This window comes from Pedococcus aerophilus (genome assembly GCF_039532215.1).
GTDB lineage: Bacteria > Actinomycetota > Actinomycetes > Actinomycetales > Dermatophilaceae > Pedococcus > Pedococcus aerophilus.
In genome coordinates this window covers 353,162-375,405 of the sequence record NZ_BAAARN010000001.1, presented here as the reverse complement: position 1 = coordinate 375,405, position 22,244 = coordinate 353,162, and the positions used below count along the sequence as shown (strand labels likewise).

20 protein-coding genes are annotated in these 22,244 nt (G+C 71.6%); 17 read left to right on the top strand and 3 right to left on the bottom strand.

Going from position 1 to position 22,244, the window contains the following annotated elements; genetic code table 11:
* Nucleotides 1-14: 14 nt before the first annotated feature.
* The 6 genes from ruvB to ABD286_RS01710 all read left to right on the top strand — a co-directional run bounded on the left by ruvB (nt 15) and on the right by ABD286_RS01710 (nt 7,515).
* Nucleotides 15-1,094, top strand: coding sequence for a Holliday junction branch migration DNA helicase RuvB (gene ruvB / locus ABD286_RS01735; protein WP_344193218.1), 1,080 nt, complete (start codon nt 15-17; stop codon nt 1,092-1,094).
* A gap of 229 nt (nt 1,095-1,323) precedes the next feature.
* Nucleotides 1,324-1,635: a preprotein translocase subunit YajC gene (gene yajC, locus ABD286_RS01730; RefSeq protein WP_344189658.1), complete on the top strand. Its 312-nt coding sequence runs from the start codon at nt 1,324-1,326 to the stop codon at nt 1,633-1,635.
* A gap of 12 nt (nt 1,636-1,647) precedes the next feature.
* A complete protein-coding gene (gene secD / locus ABD286_RS01725; protein ID WP_344189656.1) occupies nt 1,648-3,450 on the top strand; it encodes a protein translocase subunit SecD in 1,803 nt (600 codons plus the stop codon).
* Entirely contained in the window at nt 3,447-4,622 is a 1,176-nt protein-coding gene (gene secF, locus ABD286_RS01720; protein WP_344189654.1) for a protein translocase subunit SecF, read from the top strand. Before secD ends, secF begins: the two co-directional genes overlap by 4 nt.
* A gap of 2 nt (nt 4,623-4,624) precedes the next feature.
* Nucleotides 4,625-5,173 carry an adenine phosphoribosyltransferase gene (locus ABD286_RS01715; protein ID WP_344189652.1) on the top strand — a complete coding sequence of 183 codons (549 nt, stop codon included), beginning with the start codon at nt 4,625-4,627 and terminating at the stop codon, nt 5,171-5,173.
* A gap of 32 nt (nt 5,174-5,205) precedes the next feature.
* A complete protein-coding gene (locus ABD286_RS01710; protein ID WP_344189650.1) occupies nt 5,206-7,515 on the top strand; it encodes a RelA/SpoT family protein in 2,310 nt (769 codons plus the stop codon).
* Here ABD286_RS01710 and ABD286_RS01705 read toward each other — a convergent pair whose 3' ends face one another.
* The 3 genes from ABD286_RS01705 to ABD286_RS01695 form a co-directional block, all read right to left on the bottom strand.
* Nucleotides 7,516-7,944: a hypothetical protein gene (locus ABD286_RS01705; protein WP_344189648.1), complete on the bottom strand. Its 429-nt coding sequence runs from the start codon at nt 7,942-7,944 to the stop codon at nt 7,516-7,518. It lies immediately after the preceding gene.
* 72 nt (nt 7,945-8,016) lie between these two features.
* The gene (locus tag ABD286_RS01700; protein WP_344189646.1) at nt 8,017-9,729 is read right to left on the bottom strand and encodes a DUF349 domain-containing protein; all 1,713 of its coding nucleotides are present in this window, start codon (nt 9,727-9,729) and stop codon (nt 8,017-8,019) included.
* A gap of 1 nt (nt 9,730) precedes the next feature.
* Nucleotides 9,731-10,546 (bottom strand): peptidylprolyl isomerase, encoded by an 816-nt coding sequence (locus ABD286_RS01695; RefSeq protein ID WP_344189644.1) that lies wholly within the window; start codon nt 10,544-10,546, stop codon nt 9,731-9,733.
* 45 nt (nt 10,547-10,591) lie between these two features.
* Between ABD286_RS01695 and ABD286_RS01690 the strand changes: the two genes are divergently transcribed.
* The 11 genes from ABD286_RS01690 to der all read left to right on the top strand — a co-directional run bounded on the left by ABD286_RS01690 (nt 10,592) and on the right by der (nt 22,186).
* A complete protein-coding gene (locus ABD286_RS01690) occupies nt 10,592-11,293 on the top strand; it encodes an MBL fold metallo-hydrolase (RefSeq protein WP_344189642.1) in 702 nt (233 codons plus the stop codon).
* On the top strand, nt 11,281-12,669 hold the full coding sequence (gene hisS, locus ABD286_RS01685; protein WP_344193216.1) for a histidine--tRNA ligase: 1,389 nt from the start codon (nt 11,281-11,283) through the stop codon (nt 12,667-12,669). The genes ABD286_RS01690 and hisS overlap by 13 nt, the downstream gene beginning before the upstream one ends.
* A 5-nt stretch (nt 12,670-12,674) precedes the next feature.
* Nucleotides 12,675-13,922, top strand: coding sequence for a 4-alpha-glucanotransferase (locus tag ABD286_RS01680; RefSeq protein WP_344189640.1), 1,248 nt, complete (start codon nt 12,675-12,677; stop codon nt 13,920-13,922).
* A 92-nt stretch (nt 13,923-14,014) separates the two neighbouring features.
* Nucleotides 14,015-14,926 (top strand): site-specific tyrosine recombinase XerD, encoded by a 912-nt coding sequence (gene xerD, locus ABD286_RS01675; RefSeq protein WP_344193214.1) that lies wholly within the window; start codon nt 14,015-14,017, stop codon nt 14,924-14,926.
* 208 nt (nt 14,927-15,134) lie between these two features.
* The gene (locus ABD286_RS01670) at nt 15,135-15,950 is read left to right on the top strand and encodes a ParA family protein (RefSeq protein WP_344193212.1); all 816 of its coding nucleotides are present in this window, start codon (nt 15,135-15,137) and stop codon (nt 15,948-15,950) included.
* An 88-nt stretch (nt 15,951-16,038) separates the two neighbouring features.
* A complete protein-coding gene (locus ABD286_RS01665) occupies nt 16,039-17,016 on the top strand; it encodes a segregation and condensation protein A (RefSeq protein WP_425565349.1) in 978 nt (325 codons plus the stop codon).
* Complete coding sequence (gene scpB / locus ABD286_RS01660; RefSeq protein ID WP_344189638.1) at nt 17,009-17,680, top strand: SMC-Scp complex subunit ScpB; 672 nt, start codon at nt 17,009-17,011, stop codon at nt 17,678-17,680. Before ABD286_RS01665 ends, scpB begins: the two co-directional genes overlap by 8 nt.
* The gene (locus ABD286_RS01655) at nt 17,677-18,705 is read left to right on the top strand and encodes a pseudouridine synthase (RefSeq protein WP_344189636.1); all 1,029 of its coding nucleotides are present in this window, start codon (nt 17,677-17,679) and stop codon (nt 18,703-18,705) included. The genes scpB and ABD286_RS01655 overlap by 4 nt, the downstream gene beginning before the upstream one ends.
* 36 nt (nt 18,706-18,741) lie before the next feature.
* On the top strand, nt 18,742-19,824 hold the full coding sequence (locus ABD286_RS01650) for a prephenate dehydrogenase (RefSeq protein WP_344189634.1): 1,083 nt from the start codon (nt 18,742-18,744) through the stop codon (nt 19,822-19,824).
* Between the two features lie 94 nt (nt 19,825-19,918).
* Nucleotides 19,919-20,623, top strand: coding sequence for a (d)CMP kinase (gene cmk, locus ABD286_RS01645; RefSeq protein WP_344189632.1), 705 nt, complete (start codon nt 19,919-19,921; stop codon nt 20,621-20,623).
* Between the two features lie 39 nt (nt 20,624-20,662).
* Entirely contained in the window at nt 20,663-22,186 is a 1,524-nt protein-coding gene (gene der, locus ABD286_RS01640; RefSeq protein WP_344189630.1) for a ribosome biogenesis GTPase Der, read from the top strand.
* The last annotated feature ends 58 nt before the right edge of the window (nt 22,187-22,244 follow it).

The window sequence follows — 22,244 nt, the reverse complement described above, 5'->3', positions numbered from 1 at the left end:
GCTTCTCCTCCGAGATGTACGAGGACTCCTCGCTCGACGCGACCGCCCGGATCGTCAACCCGGTCGGCGACACCGACGAGCGCACCGTCGAGATGGCGCTGCGGCCCCGACGCCTCAGCGAGTTCACCGGCCAGACCCGGGTGCGCGACCAGCTGTCCCTCGTCCTCGAGGCAGCCCGCCGACGCGGCACGCCTCCGGACCACGTCCTGCTCTCCGGCCCGCCCGGGCTCGGCAAGACGACGCTGGCCATGCTCATCGGCACCGAGCTCGAGCGCCCGATCCGCATCACCAGCGGCCCGGCCATCCAGCACGCCGGCGACCTGGCCGCGGTGCTGTCATCCCTCACCGAGGGGGAGGTGCTCTTCCTCGACGAGATCCACCGGATGTCCCGGTCGGCCGAGGAGATGCTCTACCTCGCGATGGAGGACTTCCGTGTCGACGTCATCGTCGGCAAGGGCCCCGGGGCCACGGCGATCCCGCTCGAGCTGCCGCCGTTCACCGTGGTGGGGGCGACGACCCGTGCCGGCCTGCTCCCGGCGCCGCTGCGCGACCGGTTCGGCTTCACCGGCCACCTCGACTTCTACGCCACCGACGACCTCGAGGCGATCCTGCACCGCTCGGCCAGGCTGCTCGAGGTGTCTGCCGACGCGCGAGGGATCGAGGAGATCGCCCGCCGGTCCCGCGGTACGCCCCGGATCGCCAACCGGCTCCTCCGTCGGGTGCGCGACTGGGCCCAGGTGCACGGGCAGGACGTCGTCGACGAGGAGGCCGCCCACGCGGCGCTGGCGCTGTTCGACGTGGACGACCGCGGCCTGGACCGTCTCGACCGCGCCGTCCTCGACGCCCTGTGCCGCCGCTTCGGCGGGGGACCCGTGGGCCTGTCGACCCTCGCGGTCGCCGTCGGCGAGGAGGCCGACACCGTCGAGACCGTGGCCGAGCCCTTCCTCGTCCGCGAGGGGTTCATCACCCGGACCCCACGGGGCCGGGCGGCGTCGTCGCTCGCGTGGGACCACCTCGGTCTCGCAGCTCCGGCCGGGGTGGACCGCCAGCCCGCCCTGCCGCTCGACACCGGCGAGGGACGCTTCGGCTCCTGACGCCCGCGCGCGGCGGTGAGCACGCGCCATACGGGTGGCGGCGGTGGTCGCCGCGCTGCTGGGACGGCTCGCGAAATGGTCACAATTGGAACGCGACCACGGTGGGGCACGTTGGTCGGTATGCCGTGCGTCACCTACACTCGGGCGGTCACCCGGCCAGTGCCGGGGACTCGTGCGTGCCCGACGATCCGGCTGCGCGCACCACCAGCCAACCGTGAAGGGATCCTCCATGTCGAATGGCGGCTCGCCCATAGCCAGCCTGCTGATCTTCGCCCTGCCCGTGCTCCTCATCATCTTCATGGTGTTCAGCCAGCGGCGGCGTCAGCGCGAGGTCCAGTCCCTCCAGGCCGGTCTGGCGGTGGGTGACGAGGTCTGCACGACCTCGGGTCTGTTCGGCACGGTCCGCTCCCTCGAGGACTCCGTGGTCACCCTCGAGGTGGCCCCCGGCGTCGTCCTGAAGTTCGACCGTCGGGCCATCGGCCTCAAGGCCCCCGTCACCGCGGCGTCCGAGCAGCCGGGCACCCCCGGCACCACCGAGTAGAGGTCACCACCCGTGGCAATCAACCCGTACCACCGCAAGCCGCTGAAGGTCCTGTCGGCGCTGGCGGCGATCACGATCGGCCTCTACGGCCTGCTCTTCGCCGCCGCGACCTGGGGTGAGGCGCAGTTCTCGCCCAAGCTCGGCCTCGACCTCGCCGGCGGCACGCAGCTGATCCTGGCCCCGCGCCTCGTCGGCAACACCCAGCCGACCACCGAGCAGCTCAACCAGGCTCGCGACATCATCGTGCAGCGCGTCGACTCCAACGGTGTCGCCGGCGCCGAGGTCACCACCAGCGGTGGCCGCAACATCGTGGTGAGCATGCCGGGCACCCCGCCCAAGGCCACCGAGGACGCCATCCGCCGTTCCTCGCAGATGCAGTTCCGCCCGGTCCTGGCAGCCGCCCCCGGCACCAACGTCCCGGTCCCGACCGGAACCGGTACCGCGACGGGCACCGCCACCGGCACGGCGACGGGGACCGCCACCGGCACGGCCACGACCAAGCCGGCCGCCACGGCCACGGGCGCCGCGACCACCGCCAAGAGCGGACTCCCGGGCGCCTTCGTCAAGAGCACGACCGCGCCGCAGCCGAGCGCGACGACCGGTGCAACGCCGACGACCGGGGCCACGGGCAGCACCACAGGCCCGGTGGACGCCAGCGACCTGGCGCAGATCACCCCTGAGCTCACCACCGCGTTCCAGGACCTCGACTGCGCCAAGCCCGGCGTGCTCGACGGCATCGTCGACGACCCGGACAAGCCGCTCGTCACCTGCTCCGACACCGGTGACGAGAAGTACATCCTCGGCAAGGTCGAGGTCCGCGGCGACCAGATCAAGGACGCCGTCGCCGGCTACCAGCCGCTGCCCAACGGCCAGCCGTCGAGCACCGTGGAGATCCGGCTGTCGTTCAACGGCAGCGGCACCACCGCCTTCGGCAACGTCACCAAGCGCCTCGTCAACCTCGAGGACCCGCGCAACCGCTTCGCCGTGACCCTGGACTCCCAGGTGCTCACCGCCCCGACGGCGCAGGCCGCCATCCTCGACGGGCAGGCCAGCATCACCGGCCAGTTCACCATCGACACGGCTCGCGACCTGGCCAACCAGCTCAAGTTCGGTGCGCTGCCCCTGTCCTTCGACCTGCAGACCCGCGACCAGATCAGCCCGACCCTCGGTGGCGAGCAGCTGCGGATGGGACTCGTCGCCGGCATCATCGGCTTCGCACTGGTGTTCCTCTACTCCTTGGCGCAGTACCGCGCGCTGGGCCTGGTCACGGTGGCGTCGATCATCATCGCGGCGCTGCTCACCTACGTGGCCATCGCGCTGCTGGGGTGGTCGCAGAACTTCCGGCTCGACATGGCCGGTGTCACCGGCCTCATCGTGGCCATCGGTGTCACCGCGGACTCCTTCATCGTCTACTTCGAACGCATCCGGGACGAGGTCCGCGAGGGCCGCCCGCTGCGCGCCGCCGTCGACACCGGGTGGCGCCGAGCACGACGCACCATCCTCGCGGCCGACGGCGTCAACTTCCTCGCCGCCTTCGTCCTCTACCTGCTGGCGTCGTCCAACGTGCGCGGGTTCGCGTTCACCCTCGGGCTCACCACGCTCATCGACCTCCTCGTCGTGGTCATGTTCACCCACCCGGTCGTGGCCCTGCTCGCGAACACGAAGTTCTTCGGCGGCGGCCACCGCTGGTCCGGCCTGGATCCCCAGCGCCTGGGCGTCAAGGCCACCAAGCCCCGGTACGCCGGACGAGGACGGATCGCGATGCCCGCCATGAACAAGACCGCTTCGGCCACGAGCGACGGGACCGCGCTGTGATCAACTTCGCCGCACTCGGCAACGACCTCTACACGGGCAAGCGCTCGATCGACTTCGTCGGTCGCTACAAGCGCTGGTACGGCCTCTCGGGCGTGTTCGTCCTCATCGCTGCCCTCGGCCTGATCTTCCAGGGCCTCAACCTCAGCCTCGAGTTCTCGGGTGGCTCGGAGTTCCGGGTCCCCGGGGTGTCGGTCAACGAGAGCACCTACGAGCAGACCGCCAAGGATGCGGTGACCTCCGTGGCTGCCGCGGGTGCGCCCGAGGTCACGACCATCGGCTCCGGCACGGTGCGCGTGCAGACCGAGAAGCTCAACGACGCGGAGATCCGCGACGTCCAGGCCGCGCTGGCCAAGGCGTTCGACGTGCAGGCGAACACCATCTCGGCGTCGTTCGTCGGGCCGTCGTGGGGCGCCTCGGTCAGCCAGAAGGCCCTCCAGGCGCTGGCCGTCTTCCTCGCGCTGGTCGCGGCCGTCATGGCGATCTACTTCCGCACCTGGAAGATGGCCGTCGCCGGCCTCGCGGCCCTGATCCACGACCTGTTCATCACGGTCGGGATCTACGCCCTCGCCGGCTTCGAGGTGTCGCCCGCGACGATGATCGGCTTCCTGACGATCCTCGGCTACTCCCTCTACGACACCGTCGTCGTCTTCGACAAGGTCCGGGAGAACACCACCGAGGCCCGCGGGAACTTCCGGATGTCGTACGCCCAGGCGGCCAACCTCGCGGTGAACCAGACCCTGGTGCGCTCGATCAACACCACGGTCGTGGCCCTGCTGCCGATCGCGGCGATCCTCGTCATCGGGTTCCTGTTCCTCGGCCCGGGCACCCTGCTCGACCTCGCCCTGGCCCTGTTCGTCGGCATCGCCGTCGGTGCCTACTCCTCGATCTTCATCGCCACCCCGCTCCTGGTGCACATGCGCAACAAGGAGCCGGAGATGGTGGAGCTGACGAAGAAGGCCGAGCGCTACCAGCAGCGCCACGGTGGCAAGGTCCTCGCGTCCGACGCGGCCCCGGTCGACCACGGTGTCGACGACACTGCTGACGACGACCGCGAGACGGCTGCCGTCGGCGGTCGTGGCGCCGCCACCCCGAGCGCGGTGCGCGAGACGCACAAGTACGCCCAGACCGGACCGCGCAACCAGCCCAAGCGCCCGCCGAAGTCGCGTCGCTGACCATGACGACCGCTGCCACCGCGTCGCTCGTCGCGCTCATCGAGAGCCGGCTGCGCGACATCCCGGACTTCCCGAGCGCCGGGGTGGTCTTCAAGGACGTCACGCCGTTGCTCGCGGACGCCGAGGCCTTCGGAGCCGTCGTCCGGGACATGGCGGACCGGCGCCGCGGTGCCGTCGACCTCGTGGTCGGCATCGAGGCGCGCGGGTTCATCTTCGGTGCGGCCCTGGCCCACGAGCTCGGGATCGGGTTCGTGCCGGTGCGCAAGGCGGGCAAGCTGCCGGGCAAGACGGTCGGGGTCTCCTACGACCTCGAGTACGGCAGCGCCACGATCGAGATCCACGAGGACTCGTTCGTCGGCGGGGAGCGCGTGCTCGTCGTCGACGACGTCCTGGCGACGGGCGGGACCGCCGAGGCGGCCTGCCGGCTGCTCGAGGACGCGGGTGCGGTCGTGGTGGCCTTCGAGGCCCCGATCGAGCTCGAGTTCCTGCACGGACGGGACCGGCTGCAGGGCCGCGAGGTGCACACCAGCCTCGTGGTCCGAGGCGACTGATCCGGCCCTCCCGCATCACGTAGGCTCAGCCCATGAGTGAGGACGTCGTCACCGGTCCGGTGCCCACCGGCGCGTCGTCCGCGAGCCGTGTACGGGCCCGCCTGGCGCGCTTCGGCAGCCGGGGCGGGCCCACCAACCCGGTCCTCGAACCACTGCTCCAGACGGTGCGGGCGACCCACCCCAAGGCGGACCTGACCGTCATCGAGCGGGCCTACGTCGTCGCCGAGGAGGCCCACCGGGGCCAGAAGCGCAAGTCCGGCGACGCCTACATCACCCACCCGTTGGCCGTCACGACGATCCTGGCCGAGCTCGGCATGACGCCCGCCACCCTCGCGGCGGCGCTCCTGCACGACACGGTGGAGGACACGGCCTACAGCCTCTCCCAGCTGGAGAAGGACTTCGGGCGCGAGGTCGCGATGCTCGTCGACGGCGTCACCAAGCTCGACAAGGTGACGTACGGCGACGCGGCCCAGGCCGAGACGGTCCGCAAGATGGTCGTGGCCATGGCTCGCGACATCCGCGTCCTGGTCATCAAGCTCGCCGACCGCCTCCACAACGCGCGCACCTGGCGCTACGTCTCGGTCGAGTCGGCCCAGCGCAAGGCCCGCGAGACGCTCGAGATCTACGCGCCGCTGGCCCACCGGCTCGGCATGAACACCATCAAGTGGGAGCTCGAGGACCTGTCGTTCGCGACGCTCTACCCCAAGGTGTACGACGAGATCGTGCGGCTCGTCGCCGAGCGGGCGCCCGCGCGCGAGGAGTTCCTCTCCGGCGTGCGCGACCAGGTGAGCGAGGACCTGCGCGGCGCCAAGATCAAGGCGACCGTCACCGGCCGCCCGAAGCACTACTACTCCGTCTACCAGAAGATGATCGTCCGCGGCCGCGACTTCGAGGACATCTACGACCTCGTCGCGGTGCGGGTCCTCGTCGACTCGGTGCGCGACTGCTACGCCGCGCTCGGTGCCCTGCACGCCCGCTGGAACCCCCTGCCCGGGCGGTTCAAGGACTACATCGCGATGCCCAAGTTCAACATGTACCAGTCGTTGCACACGACGGTCATCGGGCCGCAGGGCAAGCCCGTGGAGATCCAGATCCGGACGCACACCATGCACCGCCGGGCGGAGTACGGCGTCGCAGCGCACTGGAAGTACAAGGAGGACGGCACCGCGCCGCCCGCAGGCACCCGCGACGGCGAGACCGGCCCGATCAACGACATGGCGTGGCTGCGCCAGCTGCTCGACTGGCAGAAGGAGACCGCCGACCCGGGGGAGTTCCTCGACTCGCTGCGGTTCGAGATCAACGCCCGCGAGGTCTACGTCTTCACGCCCAAGGGCGAGGTCGTGGCCCTTCCCGCCGGGGCCACCCCGGTCGACTTCGCCTACGCCGTCCACACCGAGGTCGGACACCACTGCATCGGCGGCCGCGTCAACGGACGGCTCGTGCCACTGGAGTCCACCCTCGAGAACGGTGACGTCGTCGAGGTGCTCACCTCCAAGGCCGACGGCGCCGGCCCTTCGCGCGACTGGCTGACGTTCGTCAAGTCACCGCGGGCGCGCAACAAGATCAAGCAGTGGTTCTCCAAGGAACGCCGTGAGGAGGCGATCGAGACCGGCAAGGACGCGATCGCCAAGGCGATGCGCAAGGAGGGCCTGCCGCTGCAGCGCCTGCTCACCGTGGAGACCCTCACGGGCCTCGCCTCCGAGCTGCGCTACCAGGACATCGACGCCCTGTATGCCGCCGTCGGCGAGGGGCACGTGTCCGCCCAGCACGTGGTGGGCCGCCTCGTCGTCTCCCTCGGTGGCGAGGAGGGTGCGTCCGAGGACCTCGCGGAGGCCACCACCCCGACCCGCTCCATGCGCCGCCGGTCCGGCGACCCCGGCGTGGTCGTCGTCGGCACCGCCGACGTGTGGGTCAAGCTCGCCCGGTGCTGCACCCCGGTGCCCGGTGACCCAATCATGGGTTTCATCACCCGCGGCAACGGCGTCTCGGTCCACCGCACCGACTGCACCAACGCGGAATCGCTCCTGTCGCAACCAGATCGGATGATCGAGGTCGAGTGGGCGCCCTCGTCGGCGTCGGTCTTCCTCGTCCAGCTCCAGGTCGAGGCGCTCGACCGCAACCGGCTGCTCTCCGATGTCACCCGCGTGCTGTCCGACCAGCACGTCAACATCTTGTCGGCCTCGGTGCAGACCTCGCGAGACCGGGTGGCCATCTCGAAGTTCACGTTCGAGATGGGGGATCCGAGCCACCTCGACCACGTGATGAAGGCGGTGCGTCGCATCGACGGCGTCTTCGACGTCTACCGGATCACCGGCACCAAGGCGACGGCCGCCAAGGCCTAGCTAGCGCCTCGTCGCTGCGATGACGGCGCCGACTGCCGCCACCAGCGCCCCGGCTGCGCGAACCCTGTCGGCGAACAGGAGGCGGTGGATCGCGTTACGGGTCTTGCCGTTTCGGCCCAGGTGGCTGTGGGTCGGGGCGGCGACGAATGCGGTCGTCGCGAAGGTGAGAACCGTCCCGGCCGTCGCGAGGAGGAGTCCCGCGCTGGTCGGGGCGGTGAGCCAGGACCAGGTGAGGGTGGCGAGCAGGGCGCCATACGTCAGGACGACGAGGGGGACGATCGCGCGACTGTGGGCGTCGTGCGCCCTGGACCACTGCGTCTCGTCGGTGCGCGCGAGGGCGGGGTAGACGAGGCAGGTGACGGTGAGCTGGAAGCCGAGGTGCAGCATCGCCGCGGCGAGGAGCGCCACGAGGGCGGGGGAGTCGCTCACGTCAGCCAGGGCGTCGCGCGGCGGTGGGCGCGCCGGTCACCACGGGTGACGCGACGCGGCCCACCGCTGACGTCAGCCGCCGAACTCGTCGAGGTTGCCGCGGGCCTGGGCGAGCCACAGCTCCTGCGCCTCGAGCTTGGACCGGGCGTCCTTGACCTTCTTCTCGTTGCCGGAGGCCTGGGCCTTCTCGACATCGGCCTTGAGGGCCGCGACCGAGGACTCGAGCTGGTCGACCATGCTCTGGGCGCGCGCAGCGACCTCGGGATTGGTCTTGTGCCAACGCTTCTCGTCGGCCTCGCGAACGGCCGACTCGATGCGGCGCATCCCCTTCTCCATCCGGTCCACGTCACCTCGCGGCACCTTGCCGGCTGCCTCCCAGCGGTCCTGCACGCTGCGCAGCGCGGTCTTGGCGGCATCGAGGTCGGTGACCGGGAGGATCGCCTCGGCCTCCTTGAGCAGCTCCTCCTTGACGGCGAGGTTGCCCCGGAACTCCTCGTCCTCCTTGGCCGCCTCGGCGTCCTTGGCGGTGAAGAAGGCGTCCTGTGCGGCCTTGAAGCGCGCCCACAGGGCGTCGTCGTCGGAGCGCGAGGCGCGACCGGCCTGGCGCCAGCGGTCCATCAGGCGCTTGAACGCCCCGGCAGTGGCACCCCAGTCGGTGCTGGTGGCCAGCGCCTCTGCCTCCTTGACGAGGTCCTGCTTGGCCGCCTTGGCCTCGCTCTGGGTGCTCTCGAGCTGGGCGAAGTGGATGCGACGAGCCTTGTCGAAGGAGTTGCGGGCCTGGCTGAACCGCTGCCACAGGGCGCCCTCGGTCTCCCGGTCGAGGCGGGTGCCGGCACGCTGGTGCTTCTTCCACTCCTCGAGGAGCTCGCGCATCCGGGCGCCGCTGCTCTTCCACTGGATCTTGTTCTCGGGCTGGCCGGCGATGTGCTCTGCCTCGGCCACGATGGCCTCGCGCTCGGTGGCGGCCACGGCACGGGCGGCGTTGCGCTCCGCGGTCTCGGTCTTCTTCCGGGCGGTGACGGCCTCGGCGATCTCGGCGATCTTCGCCTCGAGGGCCGCGAGGTCCCCGACGACGCCGGCCTCGGCCGCGTGCTCCCGCAGCTTGGTCAGGCCCTCGGCCGCGTCCTTGGCCGACAGGTCGGTGGTGGTGACGCGCTGCTGGAGCAGGTCCGCGGAGGCGAAGAGCTCGTCGTACTTGCGCGCGAAGTAGTGCAGCGCCTCGTCGGCGGTCGCGCCGGGGTAGGCGCCGACCTCCTTCTCGCCGTCGTCGGTGCGGACGAAGACCGTGCCGTCCTCGGCCACGCGACCGAAGGTCTCGGCCGGGGGACCAGTGGGGGCCGCCGCAGTCAGCGTCGGGAGCGGGTGCGCGACCTTGCGGACGGCAGCCGGCGAGGGCACGGCCGACGGCTTCGGGACGGGACGGGGCTTGGCGGCCGGGGTCGGCGCAGCCGGGGCAGCAGCCGCCTCGGGCTCGGCCGCCAGCGCAGTGGCTGCCTCGGGCTCGGCAGCGGGCGCCTCGGGCTCGGCAGCCGGCGCAGTGGCTGCCTCGGGTTCAGCGGCGGGTGCCTCGGCCTCGGCAGCCGGCGCAGTGGCCGCCTCGGGTTCAGCGGCGGGTGCCTCGGGTTCTGCGGCGGGTGCCTCGGCCGCGGTCTCGGACTCCGGGGCGGGTGCGTCGGCCTCGGGGGCTTGCGTCACGGGGGCGCTGGCGGGTGCGGTCTCTTCCGCGGCCTGCTCCTCGTGAGCCTGCGGCTCGGTGGGGGCTGCCGGGGGCGTCTGCTCGGTCACGTCAGGCCTTCTTCTCGGTCACAGCAACCTTGAGGATGCTGATGGGTGCTGCCGGGGGACCATCGGTGGCCCCGCCACTCACACCTGCTGCGGCGATCTTCTCGACAATATCCATTCCACCGGTCACCGTGCCGAAGATGGAGTACCCCTCGGGCACGCTGCTCAGGTCGGTGTCGTCGTACACGATGAAGAACTGGTCGGCGTTGGAGTTGACGTCGTTGGTGCGTGCCATGGCCAGCGTCCCCTTGGGGTACTTGCCGTCGGCGGGCGTGTTCTCCAGGCCGTAGGCGTACCCCGGGCCGGATCCGGTGCCGCCGAGCGGGTCGCCGCACTGGAGCACGAAGATGCCCTGCGTGGTGAGGCGGTGGCACGGGGCCCCGTCGAAGTAGCTGCTCTTCGACAGCGCCACGAACGACGCGACGGTCTGGGGTGCCTTGGCTCCGTCGAGCTGCAGCGTGATGTCACCGCAGTTGGTCGTCACCACGGCGGTGAAGGTCTTGCCCGCGGCGGTCGCCTTGTCGGGAAGACCCTGGGTCTTGATCGCGGTGGGGGTGGCCGGGGGAGCCTCGCAGCCCTCGACCGCAGCGGTCGAGGCGCTGGCGCTGGGCGTGTCCGAGGCGCTGGGGGCGGCCGCCGGGGTGGAGTCGCCACCGAGCTTGGTGGCGAGGACGACGAAGGCCACCACGACGACGAGGACGGCGGCGACGACCACCGCGACCTGACGGTTCCTCGCGGCATCACGCTCGCGCTGGACCGCCTTGGCGTCCAGCTTCTCCTGACGACGATGGGCCCTGGCTCGTTCCTGCTCCTTGGTCACGCGCGCCAGTCTAGGCAGGAGGACCCGGTGGTTAGGCTGCCACCCGTGCTGACCGTCGCATTTCCTGCCACCGCCTTCGACACGAACTGCTACGTCCTGGCCCCGGCGCCGGGGGAGGAGTGCGTCGTGGTCGACCCCGGCATCGGGATCGAGGAGACCCTGCGGGCCGTCCTCACCGAGCACCGGCTCCGACCGGCCGCGGTCCTGCTCACCCACGGGCACCTCGACCACGTCTACTCGGTGACGCCGGTCTGCGGCGCCGACACGGCGGCATACATCCACGCGAACGACCGCTATCGGCTCGTGGACCTGCTCGGGCAGTCCAACCCCGGCCTGGTCGCAATGCTCGAGCAGCAGTTCGGCACCAGGGCCACGTGGACCGAGCCGTCCAACGTCGTCGAGATCGGCGACCGGACCCACCTCGACCTCGCCGGGCTCGGCTTCGACGTCCTGCACGCCCCCGGCCACACGGAGGGGTCGGTGATGTTCGCCGTGGACGCCGTCCCGGACGGGATCGCCGACCAGGTCGACGTCGACCGGACGGTGCTCAGCGGGGACGTGCTGTTCGCCGGGTCGATCGGTCGGACCGACCTGCCCGGCGGCGACGCGGCCGCCATGCACCGCTCGCTGCGCGACGTCGTCCTGCCGCTGCCGGACACGACGCTCGTGCTCCCGGGGCACTACGGCGCCTCGACGATGGAGCGGGAGCGGGCGACCAACCCCCACCTGCAAGGATTGGGCGCGTGAAGATCTCCCCGATCAGCGGATTCCCCGAGTACCTGCCCTCCGAGCGCCTCGTCGAGCAGCACTTCCTCGACGTCATCCGCGAGACCTTCGAGCTGCACGGGTTCGGGTCGATCGAGACCCGGGCGGTCGAGCCGGTCGAGCGGCTGCTCGGCAAGGGCGGCGACGCCGACAAGGAGATCTACGGCGTGAGCCGCCTGGCCGGTGAGGAGACCGCGGACGCCGAGCTCGGCCTGCACTTCGACCTCACCGTGCCCTTCGCCCGGTACGTGCTCGAGAACGCCGGCCACCTCGCCTTCCCGTTCCGTCGCCACCAGATCCAGAAGGTGTGGCGCGGCGAGCGCCCCCAGGAGGGTCGCTACCGCGAGTTCACCCAGGCCGACATCGACGTCGTCGACGTCGGCGAGCTGGCCCCGCACTTCGAGGCCGAGGTCCCGCTGGTCATGGCGGAGGTGTTCTCGAAGCTCCCGATCGGGCAGATGGTCATCCAGGTCAACAACCGCAAGATCCCCGAGGGCTTCTACCTCGGCATCGGCGTGAGCGATGTCGTGGGGACGCTGCGCATCGTCGACAAGCTCGACAAGATCGGTCCCGCGAAGGTCGCCGAATTGCTCGTCGACGCAGGACTCACCCGCGAGCAGGCCGACCAGTGCCTGGCCCTCGCCGCCATCCGCACCGAGGACCTGTCGTTCGTCGACCGCGTCCGGGCGCTCGGCGTCAGCCACCCGACTCTCGACGAGGGCCTCGACGCGCTCGCGGCCGTCATCCGTGCCGGCATGGAGAACGCCCCCGGCGCGCTGGTCGCCGACCTGCGGATCGCCCGAGGGCTCGACTACTACACCGGCACCGTCTACGAGACCCAGCTCGTCGGGCACGAGTCGTGGGGCTCGTTCTGCTCCGGCGGACGCTACGACTCGCTCGCCTCGGACGGGAAGACGACCTACCCGGGCGTCGGCATCTCGATCGGGGTGTCCCGCCTGCTCGGCCTGCTCCTGGGCCAGAAGCTCCTCACCGCCAGCCGGTCCACCCCCGCCTGCGTCCTCGTCGCCGTGAACGACGAGGAGAGCCGGCCCACCTCGACCAGGGCCGCGACCGCGCTGCGCGCCCGCGGCATCCCCTGCGAGGTGGCCCCCAAGCCGGCCAAGTTCGGCAAGCAGATCCGGTACGCCGAGCGGCGGGGGATCCCCTACGTCTGGTTCCCGGCCGCTGGGCAGCCGGCCGCCGAGGTCGGTGACGGCCGCGACACCACCAACGCCGTCGGCGTGCGCTCGGACCAGGTCAAGGACATCCGGTCCGGCGAGCAGGTCGACGCCGACGCGAGCGCCTGGCAGCCACCCGCGGCCGACCTGCACCCCCAGATCCTGCGCGCAGAGAGCTGACCACCATGGACTCGACCCAGCCGCTGACCGACTCCCGCGCCAGCGGGGTCCAGCTGCACATCACGTCCCTGCCCGGCGGTCGCCTCGGCCAGCCCGCACGCGACTTCGTCGACTGGCTCGCCGAGGCGGGGCAGTCGGTCTGGCAGGTGCTGCCCGTCTCGGTGCCCGACCAGCACCGTTCGCCGTACAAGTCGCCGTCCGCGTTCGCCGCCTCCGCAGCCCTCCTCGAGGAGCCGGACGCCCCGGTCAGCCGGGCCGAGCTCGACGCCTTCGCCGAGCGCGAGGCCTACTGGGTCGGGTCGTGGACGAGCTTCGGCGGCGACCTCTCCGACCAGGTGCGCTTCGACCGCGAGTGGTCGGCCCTGCGCGACTACGCCCGCGGGCGCGGGATCCAGATCCTCGGCGACGTCCCGATCTACGTCGCCCCCGACGGTGCCGACGAGCGGGCCTGGCCGCAGTTCTTCCGCGCCGACGCCGTGGCCGGGTGCCCGCCCGACGCGTATGCCGCCACCGGCCAGCTCTGGGGCAACCCGCTCTACCGATGGGACGTCCTCGCCGACGACGGCTACCGGTGGTGGATCGAGCGTCTGCGCCGCACGTTCGCGCTGTTCGACCTCGTCCGGGTCGACCACTTCCGCGGCTTCGCCGCGTACTGGGCCATCCCCGCCGGTGACGAGACCGCGCTGAACGGGCAGTGGGAGACCGGTCCGGGTCGGGCCGTGTTCGACGCGGCCTGCGCCGCGCTCGGCGACCTCCCGGTCCTCGCCGAGGACCTCGGCGACATCGACCAGCCGGTCATCGACCTGCGCAAGGCCCTCGGGTTCCCCGGCATGGCGGTGCTGCAGTTCGGGTTCGAGCCGGCCTACGACTACAACACGCACGACCTCGTGAACCTCGCCGCCGACCAGGTGGTCTACACCGGCACCCACGACAACGACACCGTCGTGGGCTGGTGGGCCGAGCTGCCCGAGCACCGTCGCGACCTCGTGCGCGCCGCGTGGCGTGAGCAGGGCGTGCGGGCCGACGGTGACGAGGAGCCGAGCTGGGCGATGATCGAGCTCGCCCTCGCGACCCCGTGCGGGCTGGCCATGATGCAGGCCCAGGACGTCCTGGGCCTGGGGGCGTCCGCCCGGATGAACGCCCCGGGCATCGAGGGCGGCTGGTCCTGGCAGATGGAGCCCGGAGCCCTGACGTCCGAGCACGCCGCCCGGCTGCGCGCCCTCACTCAGGCCTCGGGCCGGGTGGCCCGCTAGACCTTCCGGAGCGGACACGCCGCATCGCCTACAGGCGGGGCCACCTCGGTCAGGCGCCGCCTACACTCGCGTGCGTGCCCACCCCCAGCGCGATGGACCGCGCGGTCCGCAGCTGGCTGGGCCACCTCGACGTCGAGCGGGGGATGGCGACCAACACGCTGAAGTCCTACCGCCGTGACCTCGACCGCTACACCGCATACCTCGACGCCCACGGGGTCCGGGAGCCCGCGGAGGTGACCGAGGCCCACGTCACCGACTTCCTCGCCACCCTGCGCGAGGGCAGCGCCGACCACCCGCCGCTGGCGGCCTCGTCGGCGGCGCGCACCTTGGTCGCGGTGCGCGGCTTCCACAAGTTCCTCGCGCTCGAGGGCGAGGTGGAGACCGACCCCGCCGGTGCGGTGAGTCCGCCGAAGCCGCCGACGCGGCTGCCCAAGGCGATCGCCGTCGATGAGGTGGAGCGGCTGCTCGAGGCCGCGAGCGTGGGGGACACGCCGGCCTCCCTGCGTGACCGGGCGCTGCTCGAGGTGCTGTACGGCGCCGGCGCCCGGATCTCGGAGGCAGTGGGCCTCGACCTCGACGACATCGACACGCAGGAGGGTGTGGTCCGGCTCTTCGGCAAGGGCAGCAAAGAGCGGCTCGTCCCGCTGGGCTCGTACGCGGCCGAGGCACTCGGCGCGTACCTCGTCCGCGGGCGCCCGGCGTTCGCCGGCAAGGGGCGGGGGACCCCCGCGGTCTTCCTCAACCAGCGCGGCGGGCGGCTCTCCCGCCAGTCGGCGTGGGCGGTGCTGCGGGCCGCGGCCGAGCGGGCCCGGCTCTCGGGTCACGTCTCACCCCACACCCTGCGGCACTCCTTCGCCACGCACCTGCTCGACGGCGGGGCGGACGTCCGCGTCGTCCAGGAGCTGCTCGGCCACGCCTCGGTGACGACGACCCAGATCTACACGCTGGTGACGGTGCAGCGGCTGCGCGAGGTGTACGCACAGAGCCACCCCCGCGCCCGCTGATAGGGTCGTCCCGATCAGCGAGAGGCTGACCGCCGTACGCCAACGCACCGGGAGTGAAACGCCTGTGGAACCTGAGGTGACCACGCAGTCGCAACCATCCGACCAGCGCACCCCGGAGCCGTCCGAGAACACCACCGAGCGCCACCACGCGCGGCTCCCGGGCACGGAGGCGGTGGGTGCCGGCCTGGTCGGTCCGACCGGACGCCCCATGCCGGACTTCCCCGAGCCCGCCCCGCTCACCAGCCACGGCCCGGCGCGCATCATCGCGATGTGCAACCAGAAGGGTGGCGTCGGCAAGACCACGACGACCATCAACCTCGGTGCCGCGCTCGCCGAGGTCGGCCGCAAGGTGCTGCTAGTCGACTTCGACCCGCAGGGCGCGCTGTCCGTGGGCCTGGGCGTCCGGGCCAACGAGCTCGACGTCACGATCTACAACCTGCTCGTCGAGCGCGGCCACGACGTGCGGGACGTCATCCAGACTACGGCGACCCCCAACCTCGACGTGATCCCCGCCAACATCGACCTGTCGGCCGCCGAGGTCCAGCTCGTCGGTGAGGTGGCCCGCGAGCAGATCTTGGCCCGGGTGCTGCGCCCCGTCATGGACGACTACGACGTCATCATGATCGACTGCCAGCCCTCGCTCGGGCTGCTGACCGTCAACGCCCTCACCGCCGCGCACGGCGTGGTCATCCCGCTCGAGTGCGAGTTCTTCGCGATGCGCGGCGTCGCCCTGCTCGTGGAGACGATCGACAAGATCACCGACCGGCTCAACCCGCGCCTGCAGGTGGACGGCATCCTCGCGACGATGTTCGACTCGCGCACCCTGCACAGCAAGGAGGTCGTCCGCAGCGTCGTCGACCACTTCGACGACCAGGTCTTCCACACGGTGATCAGCCGCACCGTGAAGTTCCCGGACGCGACGCTGGCGGCCGAGCCGATCACGACGTACGCCTCGACGCACGGTGCCGCCGCGGCCTACCGCCAGCTGGCCCGCGAGCTGATCGCCCGTGGTGGGGCGGCCTGACGCGGTGACGCAGGAGGCCGTCACCGAGTCCGTGGATGAGCCCGTCACCGAGTCGCTCACCAAGGCCCCCGCCGATGCCACGCTCCCGATCAGCACCCCCGAGCCGGCGAACCCCGACCGGGCGACCCCCGGTGGTGTCATCACCCGCCGTGGTGGCGTGCCGTTCGAGGTGCACCTCGACGTGTTCTCCGGGCCGTTCGACCTGCTGCTGGGGCTGATCAGCAAGCACAAGCTCGACATCACCGAGATCGCGCTGGCCAAGGTCACCGACGAGTTCATCGAGCACATCAAGGCCGCCCGCAGGACCGACGTCGAGTGGGACCTGGGGCAGGCCTCGGAGTTCCTGCTCATCGCCGCGACGCTGCTCGACCTCAAGTCGGCGCGCCTGCTGCCGCAGAGCGGCCCTCAGGACGAGGAGGACCTCGCCCTCATCGAGGCCCGGGACCTGCTGTTCGCACGCCTGCTGCAGTACCGCGCGTTCAAGGACATCGCGTTCACCTTCGCCGAGCGAATGGCCACCGCGGGACGGATGACGCCGCGCCAGGCCGGGATCGAGCCGCAGTTCGCCAAGCTGCTGCCGGAGCTCGTCATGGGCATCACCCCCGAGCAGCTCGCCATGATCGCCGCCCGTGCCATGACGCCGAAGATCGCCCCCACCGTGGGCCTGGAGCACCTGCACGCGCCGCAGGTCAGCGTCCGCGAGCAGGCCGGGATCATCGGGGTGCGCCTGCGCGCGGAGCGGGTCTGCTCCTTCCGGTCGCTGGTGGCGGACGCCGACTCCACGCTGGTCATCGTGGCGAGGTTCCTCGCCCTGCTCGAGCTGTTTCGCGAGGCGGCCATCGCCTTCGAGCAGGCCGAGGCCCTGGGAGAGCTCACGGTGCGCTGGACGGGGACCGACGACGGCGACATCAGGGTCAGTGACGAGTTCGACGAGTTCGACGACGCGGACCAGACCGAGGACGATGGGGACGACGGCACCGGCGAGGCGCCGACCCCTGTCGCGAACGCGGTGCCCGACGCGGTGCCGAACCCCATGACGAACGAGGAGCGCAGTGCCGATGAGTGACACCGAGCAGGAGGCTCCGGTCGCGGTCGACTCGGTGGACGCGGTGGACGTGGTGGACGCCGCCGAGGCGGTCGTCGAGGAGGAGCAGTTCGCCTTCGACGTGAACGACTTCCCCGGCGGGGCACGCAGCGCCATCGAGGCCGTCCTCATGGTCGTCGACGAACCCATCACCGAGATGGCCTTGGCGTCGGCGCTCGAGATGCCCGTCGACGACGTGCGTGCCCACCTCGAGGAGCTGGAGCAGGAGTACGCCGACCAGCAGCGCGGTTTCACCCTGCGTTCGGTCGCCGGCGGCTGGCGGGTCTACAGCCGCTCCGACTACGCGCCCGTCGTCGAGAAGTTCCTCCTCGACGGCCAGCAGGCCAAGCTCACCCAGGCGTCCCTCGAGACGCTCGCCGTGATCGCCTACCGCCAGCCGATCTCGCGCTCGCGGGTGTCGGCCGTGCGTGGCGTCAACGTCGACGGCGTGGTCCGCACGCTGCTCAACCGTGGGCTGATCGAGGAGCTGGGCGCCGAGACCGAGAGCGGGGCCGTCCTCTACGGCACCACCACCTACTTCCTCCAACGTCTGGGCCTGGGCAGCCTGGACGACCTCCCGGCGCTCGCGCCGTACCTGCCCGAAATAGATGTGCTCGACGAGATAGCAGAACAGGGACGCGGATGACACCCCCACGCAGCAGAGACGGCTCAGCCGGAGCAGGACGAGGCGGCGGTCGCCCCGCCGGCGGCAGGGGCGGTGCCGGACAGGGCGGATCGGGCGCGTCCGGAGGGCGCGGCTACGGCGGGTCCGGTCGCGGTTCGTCCGGTGGCGGCCAGGGTGGTCGCCCCGGTCCGCGCGGTGGCGCGGCAGGTGGTCGACCCGAGCGCCCGGAGCGTCCGCAGCGCGGCAGCTCGGGCACGACGAAGAAGAGCCAGCCGACCCGCGTCCCGCGAGAACGGAACGAGCCCGACGTCGACATGCACGACCCCGACGGCATCCGGCTGCAGAAGCTGCTGGCCGCCGCCGGCGTCGGTTCGCGGCGGGTGTGCGAGAACCTCATCTCCGACGGCCGGGTCGAGGTGGACGGCCACATCGTGCGCGAGCTCGGCGTCCGCATCCGTCCCGATCAGACGGTCCACGTCGACGGCGTGAAGGTCCAGCTCGACGAGAGCCGCGTGTACTTCGCGTTCAACAAGCCGCTCAACGTCGTCACCACGATGAACGACGAGCTCGGCCGGATCAACATCGGCGACTACGTGAAGGACCGCACGGACCGGTTGTTCCACGTCGGTCGCCTCGACGCCGACACCGAGGGCCTGCTGCTGCTCACCAACGACGGCGAGCTCGCGCACCGCCTCCAGCACCCGCAGTACGGCGTCCTCAAGACCTACCTCGCCCAGATCCGTGGCCCGGTGCCGCGCGACATGGGCAAGCAGCTGCGCGAGGGCGTGCAGCTCGAGGACGGACTGGCCTCGGTCGACTCGTTCCGCGTGGTCGACTCCCAGCCCGGCAAGGCCCTCGTCGAGGTGGTCCTGCACGAGGGGCGCAAGCACATCGTGCGTCGCCTGCTCGACGCCGTCGGCCACCCGGTGCTCAGCCTCGTGCGCGTGCAGGTGGGCCCGATCCACCTGGGCGACACCAAGCCCGGCAAGATGCGCAAGCTCACCAAGGACGAGGTCGGCAAGCTGTACACCGCTGCTGGACTCTGACCACGTGGCTCACGGCGCGTCGGTAGCCTTCGCGTCGTGACCCCACGCGTCAGGATCGTCGGCACCGGCCTCATCGGCACGAGCCTGGGCATCGCCCTGAGCCGTGCCGGGTATGCCGTCGTGCTCAGCGACCCCTCGCCGACCGCCGCCGCGCTGGCGCGCGATCTCGGCGCGGGTTCGCTTGCGGCGCAGGGCGATCCGGCGCCGGACCTCGTGGTCGTGGCTGCGCCCCCCGATGTCGCCGGGCAGGTCGTGGCGCACGAGCTCACGCAGTGGCCGACGGCAGTCGTCACCGACGTCGCGTCCGTCAAGGTCGCCGTGCTCGACCACGTCCGCGCCCTCGGGGGCGACCTCGCGCGGTACGTGGGGTCCCACCCCATGGCCGGGCGCGAGCGCTCCGGCGCGGTGGCCGCGCGTGGCGACCTCTTCGACGGCCGGGCCTGGGTCGTCGTGCCAGGCCCCGAGTCGTCACCGTCGGCCGTGGAGTCCGTGCGTGCGATGGCCGCCGCGGCGGGGGGCACCGTCAGCACGATGAGTCCCACCGACCACGACGCCGCCGTCGCCGCCGTCTCGCACGTCCCGCAGCTCGCGTCCTCCCTGGTGGCCGGACGACTGCGGGACCTCTCCGACCCTGCGGTGGCCCTGTCCGGGCAGGGCATCCGCGACGTCACCCGGGTCGCCGCGAGCGACCCGCAGCTGTGGACCCAGATCCTGGCCGGCAACGCCACAGCGGTCCGCGACGTCCTGGCGCACGTCCACACCGAGCTCGGCGAGGTCATCTCCGCCCTGGACTCCCTGGCCGAGGGTGACGGGGTCGGCGCGCGCGAGGTGCTGGCCCGGATCGTGGCCCAGGGCAACGCCGGCCACGCACGGATCCCTGGCAAGCACGGTGCCGCGCCGACGGCATACGCGGTCGTCACGGTGCTCGTCCCGGACGAACCGGGCGAGCTGGCGCGGCTGCTGCACGACGTGGGTGACGCCGGCGTCAACCTCGAGGACCTGCACCTCGAGCACGGCCTCGGGCAGCCCTTCGGGCTGGCGGAGGTGTCGGTGCTGCCGGCGGTCGCCGAGCGGCTCGGTGACGAGCTCGTCGCCCGGGGCTGGCGCCTGCACGGCTGACGGCCTTGCCGTGCAGCCCGGGCCAGCCGGGCCTGCGCCACCACCACGGACAGGCGTCGCGGCGGTGTCGGCGCTGCCCATAGGCTTGTCGCCCATGAGCAGCCAGCACCTCGTCGTCGCGATCGACGGGCCCTCCGGGTCCGGCAAGTCCAGCGTCTCCCGCGCCGTCGCCCGGGAGCTGGGCATCGGCTACCTCGACACGGGGGCGATGTACCGCGCCGTCACCTGGTGGTGCCTGGAGGAGGGCGTCGACCTCGCGGACGCCGCTGCGGTCGAGCAGGCCGCGCGCGAGATCCCACTGGTGATGGGCACCGACCCCAGCCGCGCGAGCGTCCAGGTCAGCGGCCGCGAGATCGAGGACGACATCCGCACCACCCGGGTCAGCGAGGTCGTGTCCAAGGTGGCGACCAACACCGGTGTCCGGCCCGTCCTCCAGCAGTTCCAGCGCGACCTCATCGACCAGGTCGCCACGCAGACCGGGGGAGTCGTGGCCGAGGGCCGCGACATCACCACCGTGGTCGCCCCCGACGCCGACGTCCGGGTGCTGCTGACGGCCAGCGTGGAGGCGCGGCTGCGTCGCCGGTCCACCGAGCTGCACGGGCACGCGGCCGACCACGCGGTCGAGGCGACGCGCGACCAGATCGTCCGCCGGGACGCCGACGACTCGACCGTCTCGGAGTTCACCGAGGCCGCGGACGGCGTGCACCTCGTCGACACCTCCGACCTCGACTTCGAGCAGAGCATCGCCGCCGTCATCGACGTCGTGCGACGCGAGGCGCCGGCCAAGGTCGACGCCTGACGGGGCTGGTGTCCCGGCCGCACCGAAAAGTGCGCGACAATGTGGGGCGGCCCCGCGCCATACCGCGCGCCGTGGCCCGAACACAGACCAACGCAAGGATTTCCCGTGAGTGAGCACCTGACCGACGACTCGACTGTCGAGCGCGCCCTGCGCGTGGGGTTGGAGGACTTCGACCTCACCGAGGAGGACCGTTCCCTCATCGACGGTGAGGTCGACGAGGACGGCTTCGTCGTCGGCAGCGGGCCGCTGCCCGTCGTGGCCGTCGTCGGCCGCCCGAACGTCGGCAAGTCGACCCTGGTCAACCGCATCCTCGGCCGCCGTGAGGCCGTCGTCGAGGACGTGCCCGGCGTGACCCGTGACCGCGTCGCCTACGACGCCGACTGGGCCGGTCGCCGGTTCACCCTCGTCGACACCGGCGGCTGGGAGATCGACGCCACCGGCATCCACCTGCGCGTGGCCGAGCAGGCCGAGGTGGCTGTCGACCTTGCCGACGTCGTCATGTTCGTCGTGGACGCCACCGTCGGCGCCACCGACGACGACGAGGCCGTCGTCAAGCTGCTGCGCCGCTCCGGCAAGCCCGTCGTGCTCGTCGCCAACAAGGTCGACGACCAGCGCACCGAGGCCGACGCCGCCGCCCTGTGGAACCTCGGCCTCGGTCAGCCGTGGCCCGTCTCGGCGCTGCACGGTCGTGGCAGCGGCGACGTCCTCGACGCCGTCCTCGCCGTGCTGCCGTCGGTCGCCGCCAACTCCGACGCGTACCAGCGCGGGGGCCCGCGCCGCGTGGCGCTCATCGGACGCCCCAACGTCGGCAAGTCCTCGCTGCTCAACAAGCTCGCCGGTGAGGACCGCGTCGTCGTCGACAACGTCGCCGGCACCACCCGTGACCCGGTGGACGAGTTCATCGAGCTCGGCGGCAAGACCTGGCGCTTCGTCGACACCGCGGGCATCCGCCGTCGCGTGCACCAGACGCGCGGCGCCGACTTCTACGCCTCGCTGCGCACCCAGACCGCGCTCGAGAAGGCCGAGGTCGCCGTCGTCCTCATCGACGCCGAGCAGCAGATCGCCGAGCAGGACATCCGTGTCGTGCAGCAGGTCATCGACGCCGGCCGTTCGCTCGTCGTCGCCTACAACAAGTGGGACACCCTCGACGAGGAGCGCCGCTACTACCTCGAGCGCGAGATCGAGCGCGAGCTCGTGCAGATCCCGTGGGCGCCGCGCGTCAACATCTCCGCCAAGACCGGTCGCTCGGTCGAGAAGCTCGTGCCCGCGCTCGAGAAGGCGTTGGACTCGTGGGACTTCCGCGTGCCGACGGGTCGCCTGAACGCGTTCTTCGGCGAGATCGTCGCCTCCAACCCGCACCCGGTCCGTGGCGGCAAGCAGCCGCGCATCCTGTTCGCCACCCAGGCCTCGACGCGCCCGCCGCGGTTCGTCATCTTCGCCTCCGGCTTCCTCGAGGCCGGCTACCGCCGCTTCCTCGAGCGTCGTCTGCGCGAGGAGTTCGGCTTCGAGGGCACGCCGATCGAGGTCTCGGTCCGCGTCCGCGAGAAGCGCAAGCGCAAGTAGCCGTCGCGTCGTGCGGCGCAGGTGTCGCGCGGCGCCGGCCGCACGGCATACCGATTTC